The following is a 9,682-nucleotide window of genomic DNA, read 5'->3' on the forward strand; positions in this document are numbered from 1 at the left end:
CATTTGCGTACGTTCTTTCGTAGGGGTGGCAACACTATGGCAAACGACGCAGAAGACGCGGTTCGGTCCTACCTCACGTCGGTGAAGGAGGACCTGATGACCGGGGTATCGTTCATGATTCCGTTCGTGACCATCGGCGGAATCTTCCTTGCGCTGGGCTACGCGGTAGCCTCGCTTTCGAACAACGTACAAGACGTATTCAACAGCACGGGGACCGCCGGCTGGTTCCTCGCGCAGATCGGCGTCGCTGGGCTGACGCTGATGGTTCCGGTGCTCGGCGCGTACATCGCGTACGCAATCGCCGACCGACCGGGGCTCGCACCGGGGTTCATCCTGTCGTACATCATCCAGCAGGGCAACGTCCTGCAGGCGGCCGGTGACGTCATCGGCCTTCAGGGCGGCTCCGCCGGCGCGGGTTACCTCGGCGCAATCGTCGCCGGGTTCCTCGCCGGTATCGTCGCGCGCTGGTTCAAACAGCGCGACGTGCCGGAGTTCATCGCGCCGATGATGCCCGTGCTCCTCATCCCGGTGGCGACCACGGCGGTCCTCACGCCCGTGATGCTGTTCGTGCTGGGCGTTCCGATCTCCATCGCAAACGCGGGACTCACGAACTTCCTGAGCAACATGCAGGGCGGCGGACAGGCAATCGTTCTCGGGGCCATCCTCGGGGCGATGATGGCGGCCGACATGGGCGGCCCCATCAACAAGGTCGCCTACGTGTTTTCCGTCGGCCTCATCTCCGAGGGCGTCACCGCGCCGATGGCCGCGGTCATGATCGCGGGTATGGTCCCGCCCATCGGCCTCGCGCTGTCGAACTTCATCGCGCCGCAGAAGTACGCGGCCGAGATGTACGAGAACGCCAAGAGCGGCGTGCTCCTCGGGTTCTCCTTTATCACCGAGGGCGCGATTCCGTACGCGGCCGCTGACCCGGCCCGCGTCATTCCGAGCGTCGTCGCCGGGAGCGCCGTCGCCGGCGCGGCCTCGATGGCGCTCGGCGTGAACATGCCGGCACCGCACGGCGGCATCTTCGTGGTTCCGCTGTCGAACCAGCCGTTCATGTTCATCGCGTGCATCCTCCTGGGCTCCATCGTCACGGCCGTCATCGCGACGGCCATCAAGCCGAACTTCGACGCCAAGGTGGCGGCCCAGAGCTCGGACGACTGACCACAACCGAACTAATCTTTCCAGACTCGAACGAAGTACAATACAATGGACGTCACTGACATCAGCACCATCACACCGCTCGAACTGATCTCGCTCGAAGAGCCGCCGGCGACGAAGGAGGGGGCCATCGAGTTCCTCCTCGACCTCGCCGTCGACGCCGGTCGCGTCGACGACCGCGACGCCGCGCTCGACGCCCTCCTCGAACGCGAGGAGGAGGCGACGACCGGCGTCGGCTTCGGCATCGGCATCCCCCACGCGAAGACCGACGCCGTCTCGAAGCCGACGGTCGCCTTCGCGCGCTCGACCGAGGGCATCGACTTCGACGCCATGGACGACAAGCCGGCGAAGCTCCTCTTTATGATTCTCGTCCCCGCGGCGGGCGGCGAGGACCACCTGCAGATTCTGAGCGCCCTCTCGCGGTCGCTCATGCACGAGGACGTCCGCGAGAAGCTCCTCGAAGCCGAGAGCAAGCAGACCGTCCAAGACGTGCTCGCCGAGGTGGTCGAGTGATGGAGCGGACCGTCACGGTCGTCCCCGAAGACGGGCTTCACGCGCGGCCGGCCTCGCAGTTCGTCGAGACCGCAAACGAGTTCGACGCCGACGTCCAGCTCGGCCGCGCCGACGAGGACGACCTCGTTCCGGCCGCCAGCATGCTCGCCGTCACCGGTCTCGGCGTCGGCCACGACGAGTCCGTCCGCCTCGTCGCCGAGGGCGACGACGCGGAAGCGGCACTCGACGCCCTAGAGGATATCCTTTCGACGCCCGAAGCCAAACAGTAAGCCATGACCGAACGAACCCTCTCCGGCATCGGCGTGACACCGCTTTCGGGCGTCGGCACCGTCGTCTGGTACCGACCGGACGCGGACCTCCCCGAGCCGCCGGCCCCGGAAGACGTGGACGCGGAGGCCGAACTGGCCCGCTTCGAGGACGCCCGCGCGGCCGCCGAGGACGAACTCGAAGCCGAGCGCGAGCGGACCGCCGAACGCGTCGGCGAGGAGGAGGCCGCGGTGTTCGACGCGCACGTCCAGTTCCTCAACGACCCGCAGATAACCGACGGCGTCACCGACGCCATCGAGGGCGGGCTCCCGGCCGAACACGCCGTACAGGAGACGTTCTCCGAGTTCGTCGAGCAGTTCGAGAACATGGGCGGTCGCATGGGCGAGCGCGCCGACGACCTCCGCGACGTTCGCGACCGGCTCGTGCGCGTCCTCGCGGACGGCGAGCGCGTCGACCTCTCGTCCCTGCCGGAAGGGAGCGTCGTCGTCGCCGAACGGCTCACGCCGAGCGACACGGCGCAACTCGACCCGGAGCGCGTCGCGGGCTTCGTCACGGTGACGGGCGGCCGCACCTCCCACGCGGCCATCTTCGCGCGCTCGCTCGCCCTGCCGGCCATCGTCGGCGTGGGCGAGGAACTCCAGTCCGTCGAGGACGGCACCGAGGTCGTCGTCGACGGCGAGTCGGGCGACCTCGTGGTCGACCCGACCGACGAGCGCAAGGAGGCCGCCGCGGCCGCCGCCGACGTGGACGTCCGACACGAGTCGGTCGAGACCGCAGACGGCGTCGACATCGAGGTCGCCGCCAACATCGGCACGCTGGCGGACCTCGGGCCGGCCGTCGACCGCGGGGCCGACGGCGTCGGCCTGTTCCGCACCGAGTTCCTCTTTCTCGACCGCGAGTCGCCGCCGGACGAAGACGAGCAGTACGAGGCGTACGTCGAGGCGCTCGAATCGTTCGACGGCGGGCGCGTCGTCGTGCGGACGCTCGACATCGGCGGCGACAAGCCGGTGCCGTACCTCGACCTGCCGGACGAGGAGAACCCGTTCCTCGGCGAGCGCGGCATCCGCCGGTCGCTCGGCCCGGACGCGGACCTCTTCGAGACGCAGGTGCGCGCGCTCCTGCGCGCGGCGGCCAGCGCCGACGGTGCGAACCTGTCGGTGATGCTCCCGCTCGTCTCGACGGTCGAGGAGCTTCGCGCCGGCCGCGAGCGGTTCGAGTCGGTCGCCGCGGACCTCGACGCCGAGGGCGTCGCGAACGAACTGCCCGAGTTCGGCATCATGGTCGAGACGCCCGCCGCGGCGTTCATGGCCGACCAGTTCGCGCCGCACGTCGACTTCTTCAGCATCGGGACGAACGACCTCGCGCAGTACGTGATGGCCGCGGAGCGCGGCAACGAGCGCGTCTCTGAGCTCGGCGACTACCGACAGCCGGCGGTCCTCCGCGCCATCGACGCCACCGTCTCGGCGACCGAGGGCGAGGACTGCTGGGTCGGCATGTGCGGCGAGATGGCCGGCGACCCGGCCCTCACCGAACTGCTCGTCGGGCTCGGCCTCGGCGAACTGAGCATGAGCGCCGTGACGGTGCCGCAGGTCAAGGCGGCCGTCGCGGAGACCGACACCGCGGACGCCCGCGAACTCGCGGAGCGCGTCCTGCAGGCCGACACCAAGGCTGAAGTCACGGAAATCCTTACACTAGACCAATGAAACTCGTCGCAGTCACATCCTGTCCGACCGGAATCGCACACAGCCAGATGGCGGCCGAGAACCTCCTGCAGGCCGGCGAGCGCCTCGGCCACGACATCGACGTCGAGGTCCAGGGCGCGATGGGCACGCAGGACGAACTGTCCTCGGACGCCATCGCCGAGGCCGACGCCGTCATCATCACCTCGGACACCTCGGTCAGCCGCGACCGCTTCGACGGCAAGCTCGTCGTCAAGGGGACGGTCAAAGACGGCGTGAACAACGCCGAGGCCGTCGTGAAGAAGGCCGTCGAACTCGCCGAGGCCGGCAAGACGGGCTCGGTCACGTTCGGGAGCGGTGACGACGGCGAGGACGCCGACGCCGAGTCCGGCACCGACGAGTCGGCCGGCGACGCCGCGGAATCGGACGAACCCGTGCGCCGCGGCGGCGACCCCGAGAAAGGGCTGTTCGCCCGCCTGAAGAAGCTGTTCTCGTAACGCTCGCCGGCGGTTTTCCCGTTTTTCTCCCGTCTCCCAGCGGCGGCGCTCGGTCGGCCGCTGAAAATTAACTCGAACGCGAACAAACGAAAACGTGCAGAATCGAAACTCACTTCCCATACATTATTAGTCTCGCAGTCGTTGACGAAACCGAGGTGACCACATAATGCCGTTCTACGGCGGGGAGGAACTCGCCACAGTGTACGACGAGGCGCTCGACGAAGGATTCGGACTCATCGCGAGTAACATCGCGGAGCCGAACATCATGATGGGTCTCATGGAGGGGGCCGACCGGATGGACTCGGACCTCCTGTTGCAGATGAGCGGCGGGGCCTGTCGCTTCGCGGGCGACGGCGACGCCGTCGCGGGCCTGAAGGCCATGGGGAACTACATCGAGACCATCGCCGAGCGGTACGACATCGGCGTCTTCCTCAACATGGACCACCAGACGGACCTCGAGTTCATCGAACAGCAGATCGAACTCGACATCCCGTCGTCCATCATGATCGACGCCTCCCACGAGCCGTTCGACGAGAACGTCGCGACGAGCCGCGAGGTCGTCGAGATGGTGGAAGCCGCGGGCTCCGACGTGCTCATCGAGGCCGAACTCGGCCAGATAAAGGGCGTCGAAGACGAAATCGAGGCCGAAGAGGCGTTCTACACGGACCCCGAGCAGGCCGTCGAGTTCGTCGACAAGACGGGCGCGGACCTGCTCGCCATCTCCGTCGGCACGCAACACGGCGTCGCCAAGGGCAAGGACCTCGAACTCCGCCCGGACCTCGCCCACGACATCCGGCAGGCCCTGCGCGACCACGGCCTCGACACGCCGCTCGTCCTCCACGGCTCCTCGGGCGTCCAGCCCGACCAACTGCAGGAGATGCTCAAACACGGCATCTGCAAGGTCAACAAGGACACTCGCTACCAGTACGAGTACACGCGCACCGCCTACGACCGCTACACCGAGGAACCCAACGCCATCGTCCCGCCCGAGGGCGTCGCGGACGCCCGCGACACGTTCTTCAACGAGACCGACTGGTCGCCGAACAAGGACGTGTTCGACCCCCGCGTCGCCGGGCGCGACATCCGCGAGCGCATCGCCGACGTGCACGCCGGCCTGACCGAGGTCTCCGGTAGCGCCGGCCAGTCGCTGTTCAAGTAACGCCGCGCGGGCGGTGGCACTTCACCGTCGAGCGCTCGTCGCGTCCGCACTCGGACCGACACCGGCCGTCGTCTCCACCCGGCACACCGCCGGTTTTTCGTTTCGATACGTGTCCCGCCCAGCGGCCGCGCTCTCGGTGCTCGGTGGCAGTCGAACCCGCCGCCCCACGTCGCTTAAGGTGTCACGCGGCGTGGGTGTAGGTATGCCGCAGATTCACCTCGACGACGAGACGGTCGCCCGACTCGACGCGCTCCGCGAGGAAGACGAGGAGTACGACGAACTCATCAACGAACTGATGAACATCTACGAGGCGAGCGAGCGAACGCTGTTCCACGCCGGCGACGAGTACTGAGACGCCGGGCGCGAGCGCAACCGCCGGAACGGCCCGGCTATTCGAGGTAGCTGACCCGGACCTGATTCCACTTGCCCTTCTTTTCGAGGTGGTCTTGGAGCGCGTCGGCGTACGCTTGGGTGAGTCGCTCCGCGTCCTCCAGTTTCTCCCGTTCGCCCTTCTTCCCGCCGCCGCCCATGCCGAGCGCGCCCTTGATGGAGTCGACGATGCCGCCGCCGGACGACGAGTCGTCTCCCCCGCCGCCCATCCCGCCCATCTGACTGCGGATGTTGTCGAGTTCGGGGATGATCTGCGGGACTTTCTCCGTGTCGGCGACGATGCGCGCCGCCTCGGGGTCGTCCGCGTTCTCGATTTCGAACTCGGTCGCCGTCATGATGAGACCCCACTCCTGACTGTTGAACCGAGAGTTCATCACCTGCTCGTTGAACTCGCGGTCCACCGTCATCCGGTCGCCGACGATGCTGTCGGTCCAGTGTGCCATGTGCACACGTCGTCGGCGGGTCGGTATCAGAGTTGCGGGGCCGACCGACCGTCGGCGACGCGTCTCTCCGCCGACGAGACGCCGCGGGGGAACCGGCACCCATGCGGGTTTAATGCGGTTGGGTGACGACCCCGAGTCATGGAGCGGTACGACCTCCTGTACAGACTGTACGGGAACTTCGACGCGGACGCGGTCCGGGACGCACAGGACTTCGTCGACCTCTTGCCGCCGCTCGGCTCGCCGGTGGCGCTGTCGCACTGGCAGGCGGTCGACGACGAACTCACGGCGAAGAAAGACCGCATTCGCCGCGCGCTTTCGGACGGCGACCGCTACGCCGAACTCGCCGCGCGCGCGACGCGGGACCAGGCGTTCACGGCCCTCGACCTCTACACGAAGTACGGGCGAGAAGTGAACGCGCTCGTCCTCGACGTGGACGAGACGCTTCGCTCCGCGGGACAGACGGACAACGAGATTCCCCGCGAGGTGCTCCACCTCCTCACCCGGTTCCACGAGCAGGACGTTCCCATCGTCATCTGCACCGGCCAGACCTTAGAGAACGTCAAGGGGTTCGCCATTCAGGGGCTGGGCAACGAACTCGTCCACTCGGGCGACGTGAGCATCGTCTACGAAGCCGGCACCGGCGTCTTCACGCCCGGTCACGGCTCGGACACGAAGCGCCTCCTCTACGAGACGCTCGACGACTCGGTGCAGTCGGTGTTCGAGTCGGTCCGCGGGCGCGTCATCCGCGACCTCCCCGACGCGCTCCGTGGTGGCGTTCACCTGCAGGGCAACGAGTTCAACGTCACGCTCAAGCCGAACTTCGAGACCGGGAGCGACGACGCCGAGGCGGTCATCGACGGCGCGCTCGTCTACCTGCTCGACCTCCTCGGCGAGGCGCTCACCGACGACCCCGCCGGCCCCGACTGGGCGCGGGCGTACTTCGCGGCGCGCGACCCGGAGATACGCGACGTGCTCGACGACCGCAATGGGCTTCCCGACCCGGACACGGAGATTCCAGCGGCCGTAGAACAGACCCTCGAACGCGTGACGGTCGCGTACTACCACGCCGACGCCGCGGAACTCTCCGCGGTCGACCTGAACAAGGCGGCGGGGGTCCGCGCCGCGCTCGACGTGCTCGGGGTGGACGACCCGTTCGTCCTCGTGATGGGCGATTCGAAGTCCGACCTCGACGTGATGCAGTGGGCCGCGGAAAACGAGTGCGGGCTCGCGGCGGCTCCGGAACACTCCTCGCCGGGCGTGCTCGACCACGTCCGCGAGACGGACGAACTGGTGTTTCCCCGCGGCGATGCCGCGTCGGTGCTCCGGACCGCCTACGCCCTCAATCTCTTAGTCGACTGAACGGGCCGCGTCGTCGCGGTACCCGGTCGCTACAGCTGAGCAAGGCGAGTAACTCGGGGGTGACTCCGAGGCGGCTCAGACCGTGCACATCCCGATGTCGTCACCCGAGTCGTCGCCGTTCGAACCGTCGCCCGAGTCGTCGCCGGTGTCGTCGGTGTTCGAGTCGTCCGAAGACGAGTCATCGGTGCTGTCGTCGGTCGAGTCGTCTGCACTATCGTCGGTCGAATCGTCCGAAGACGAGTCGCCCGCGCTGTTGTCAGTTGAGGAGTCGTCACTCGAATCGTCCGAAGACGAGTCGTCCGCGCTGTTGTCAGTCGAGGAGTCGTCACTCGAATCGTCCGAAGACGAGTCGTCGTCATTGTAGTTCGAGACGCCGACCGGGCTCCCGCGCGGTCTGGTCGTCCTCGTCGCCGAGTCGGTGTCGTTGTCGCCGGTCTCGACCGTCTCGAACGTCCCGCTCTCGCTTTCGCTCTCGTTTGCGGTGCCGTCGTCGCCCGAGTCGTCGGCCCCGTCGTCGTCGGCGACGACGGGTTCGGCTTCGATTCCGGGGTCGGGGTCCTCGGGCGGCGCGTCGTCCGCGTCGGGGCCGGCCACGTCGGCGCCGATGCTTCTGTCGGCGTCGTCGACCGGCGCGGGCGTCTCGGGCGTATTCACGCCGCCGGAGAGGAGCGCGAACGCGACGATGATGAGGACGACGACGCCGACGCCGAGCTGGCCGAGATTCATCGCCTGACCTCCCGGTGGTCGGAGTCGGTTCTCGGGGTTGGTACATCGGTGGGGGTCAGAGACATGGTTCGACCTGTTATTTGCGTTCCGAGGGCTTCGTTACGAATCGTCTACCGCTCGGCGTCGCGCTCCGAAATTTCCCCGGTAGAGAGCGCCCCGGACCGCGGAGGAACTGCTCGAACCCATCACCGGATGCGAACATTCGCGTTCCTAACCCGTGTTAATACGCGAATACCACGCCAATCTGAGGGTCTATTTTCGACGGACACTCACCGTGAACAGAATGTCCGGAAATCCTGTGGTTATCGTCGGGCTACGTGGTGTCGAACTCGGGTCGAAAGACGCCGCGTCTCGGGGGCTCCGGCCCTGTAGTTATCTTCTCGGAGCGCGTACAGTCACCGAATGACCGCCTCCATCGACAGAATCATCTCGCGCGTCTCGCGCTGGCCCGGCGTCGAGACCGCGCCGCACCGCTTCGGAGGGACCGAGTTCGTCGTCGCCGGCAGGGAAATCGGCCACGTCCACGACGCCGGCGTCGTCGACCTCGCGCTCACGAGGCGCGTCCGCGACGTGCTTCTCACCGACGGGCTCGCGGACCCGCACCACGTCCTGCCCGACTCCGCGTGGGTGACCTACCGCGTCAGAAGCGACGCCGACGTCCCCGGCGCGATGCGTCTGCTCAGACTCGCGTATCTCTGGCGGCTCCTCGCGGTCCGCCGCCGCGGAATCGACCCCGACCCCGAGGCGGACCCCGACACCGACCTCCGCCGCCTCGGTCTCCCCGCCGACCTCGACGCGCTCGTCCGCGAGACGTTCCACGACTCCCTCGACCGACGCGCGCCGGTCTGACTTCGCTCCCCGGTCCCCCGGGTCCCGAGCGGAGACATGTCTCGGTCGGAAAAACTTTACTAACGTCCGAGTAAACCACCCTACATGGGTAAGAACTACGCGGATTTACACGATCCGAACGCGGAGTACACGATGCGAGAGCTGTCGGCGGAGACGATGGGCGTGACGGCCAAGCGCGGCGGCGGCCGCGACGTCGAAATCACCGACGTGCAGACGACGATGGTCGACGGCAACTTCCCGTGGACGCTCGTCCGAATCTACACTGACGCGGGCGTCGTCGGCACCGGCGAGGCCTACTGGGGCGCGGGCGTGCCCGAACTCATCGAGCGGATGAAGCCGTTCGTCATCGGCGAGAACCCCCTCGACATCGACCGCCTGTACGAACATCTCATCCAAAAAATGTCCGGCGAGGGCTCCGTCGAGGGCGTCACGGTCACCGCCATCGCGGGTATCGAAATCGCGCTGCACGACCTCGCGGGCAAGATTCTCGACATCCCCGCGTATCAGCTTCTCGGCGGGAAGTACCGCGACAAGGTGCGAGTCTACTGCGACTGCCACACCGAAGAGGAGGCCGACCCCGAAGCGTGCGCCGACGAGGCAGAGCGCGTCGTCGACGAACTCGGCTACGACGCGCTGAAG

General features: G+C 67.3%; 11 protein-coding genes and 1 pseudogene. 10 read left to right on the forward strand and 2 right to left on the reverse strand.

Features of this window, described 5'->3' with window-relative positions:
• The first annotated feature begins 36 nt into the window (after positions 1-36).
• The 7 genes from ptfC to C438_RS19795 all read left to right on the forward strand — a co-directional run bounded on the left by ptfC (position 37) and on the right by C438_RS19795 (position 5,628).
• Complete coding sequence (ptfC, locus tag C438_RS16190) at positions 37-1,164, forward strand: fructose PTS transporter subunit IIC (RefSeq protein WP_004970772.1); 1,128 nt, start codon at positions 37-39, stop codon at positions 1,162-1,164.
• A gap of 45 nt (positions 1,165-1,209) precedes the next feature.
• On the forward strand, positions 1,210-1,674 hold the full coding sequence (gene ptfA / locus C438_RS16195) for a fructose PTS transporter subunit IIA (protein WP_004970773.1): 465 nt from the start codon (positions 1,210-1,212) through the stop codon (positions 1,672-1,674).
• Positions 1,674-1,943: a phosphocarrier protein HPr gene (ptsH1, locus tag C438_RS16200; RefSeq protein ID WP_004970774.1), complete on the forward strand. Its 270-nt coding sequence runs from the start codon at positions 1,674-1,676 to the stop codon at positions 1,941-1,943. The genes ptfA and ptsH1 overlap by 1 nt, the downstream gene beginning before the upstream one ends.
• Positions 1,944-1,946: 3 nt before the next feature.
• A complete protein-coding gene (gene ptsP / locus C438_RS16205) occupies positions 1,947-3,644 on the forward strand; it encodes a phosphoenolpyruvate--protein phosphotransferase (RefSeq protein ID WP_004970776.1) in 1,698 nt (565 codons plus the stop codon).
• Positions 3,641-4,117, forward strand: a complete 477-nt coding sequence (gene ptfB, locus C438_RS16210) for a fructose PTS transporter subunit IIB (RefSeq protein WP_049918167.1) — start codon at positions 3,641-3,643, stop codon at positions 4,115-4,117. The genes ptsP and ptfB overlap by 4 nt, the downstream gene beginning before the upstream one ends.
• A 166-nt stretch (positions 4,118-4,283) precedes the next feature.
• Positions 4,284-5,276, forward strand: a complete 993-nt coding sequence (gene fba, locus C438_RS16215; RefSeq protein ID WP_004970778.1) for a class II fructose-bisphosphate aldolase — start codon at positions 4,284-4,286, stop codon at positions 5,274-5,276.
• A gap of 202 nt (positions 5,277-5,478) precedes the next feature.
• On the forward strand, positions 5,479-5,628 hold the full coding sequence (locus C438_RS19795) for a DUF7557 family protein (RefSeq protein ID WP_004970780.1): 150 nt from the start codon (positions 5,479-5,481) through the stop codon (positions 5,626-5,628).
• Between the two features lie 37 nt (positions 5,629-5,665).
• Here the strand turns inward: C438_RS19795 and C438_RS16220 are convergent, their stop codons facing one another.
• Positions 5,666-6,109, reverse strand: coding sequence for a DUF5799 family protein (locus C438_RS16220; protein ID WP_004970781.1), 444 nt, complete (start codon positions 6,107-6,109; stop codon positions 5,666-5,668).
• Positions 6,110-6,247: 138 nt separating this feature from the next.
• Here C438_RS16220 and C438_RS16225 point away from each other — a divergent pair, with 138 nt between their 5' ends.
• Positions 6,248-7,468 carry an HAD family hydrolase gene (locus tag C438_RS16225; RefSeq protein ID WP_004970782.1) on the forward strand — a complete coding sequence of 407 codons (1,221 nt, stop codon included), beginning with the start codon at positions 6,248-6,250 and terminating at the stop codon, positions 7,466-7,468.
• Positions 7,469-7,543: 75 nt separating this feature from the next.
• On the opposite strand, the gene C438_RS16230 is transcribed toward C438_RS16225, so the two are convergent.
• Entirely contained in the window at positions 7,544-8,194 is a 651-nt protein-coding gene (locus C438_RS16230; protein ID WP_004970783.1) for a hypothetical protein, read from the reverse strand.
• A 402-nt stretch (positions 8,195-8,596) separates the two neighbouring features.
• On the opposite strand from C438_RS16230, the gene C438_RS16235 reads away from it, so the two are divergent.
• Entirely contained in the window at positions 8,597-9,043 is a 447-nt protein-coding gene (locus C438_RS16235) for a luciferase domain-containing protein (RefSeq protein ID WP_004970784.1), read from the forward strand.
• 84 nt (positions 9,044-9,127) lie between these two features.
• Positions 9,128-9,682, forward strand: a pseudogene (locus tag C438_RS16240) (mandelate racemase/muconate lactonizing enzyme family protein); the annotation flags it as partial.

Source organism: Haloferax denitrificans ATCC 35960 (assembly GCF_000337795.1).
GTDB classification, from domain to species: Archaea; Halobacteriota; Halobacteria; order Halobacteriales; family Haloferacaceae; genus Haloferax; species Haloferax denitrificans.

Coding starts and splice junctions, on each gene's coding strand:
- C438_RS16220 (WP_004970781.1), bottom strand. CDS start 6,109: ATGGCACACTGGACCGACAGCATCGTCGGCGACCGGATGACGGTGGAC.
- C438_RS16235 (WP_004970784.1), top strand. CDS start 8,597: ATGACCGCCTCCATCGACAGAATCATCTCGCGCGTCTCGCGCTGGCCC.
- fba (WP_004970778.1), top strand. CDS start 4,284: ATGCCGTTCTACGGCGGGGAGGAACTCGCCACAGTGTACGACGAGGCG.
- C438_RS16225 (WP_004970782.1), top strand. CDS start 6,248: ATGGAGCGGTACGACCTCCTGTACAGACTGTACGGGAACTTCGACGCG.
- ptfC (WP_004970772.1), top strand. CDS start 37: ATGGCAAACGACGCAGAAGACGCGGTTCGGTCCTACCTCACGTCGGTG.
- ptsH1 (WP_004970774.1), top strand. CDS start 1,674: ATGGAGCGGACCGTCACGGTCGTCCCCGAAGACGGGCTTCACGCGCGG.
- ptfB (WP_049918167.1), top strand. CDS start 3,641: ATGAAACTCGTCGCAGTCACATCCTGTCCGACCGGAATCGCACACAGC.
- C438_RS16230 (WP_004970783.1), bottom strand. CDS start 8,194: ATGAATCTCGGCCAGCTCGGCGTCGGCGTCGTCGTCCTCATCATCGTC.
- ptsP (WP_004970776.1), top strand. CDS start 1,947: ATGACCGAACGAACCCTCTCCGGCATCGGCGTGACACCGCTTTCGGGC.
- C438_RS19795 (WP_004970780.1), top strand. CDS start 5,479: ATGCCGCAGATTCACCTCGACGACGAGACGGTCGCCCGACTCGACGCG.
- ptfA (WP_004970773.1), top strand. CDS start 1,210: ATGGACGTCACTGACATCAGCACCATCACACCGCTCGAACTGATCTCG.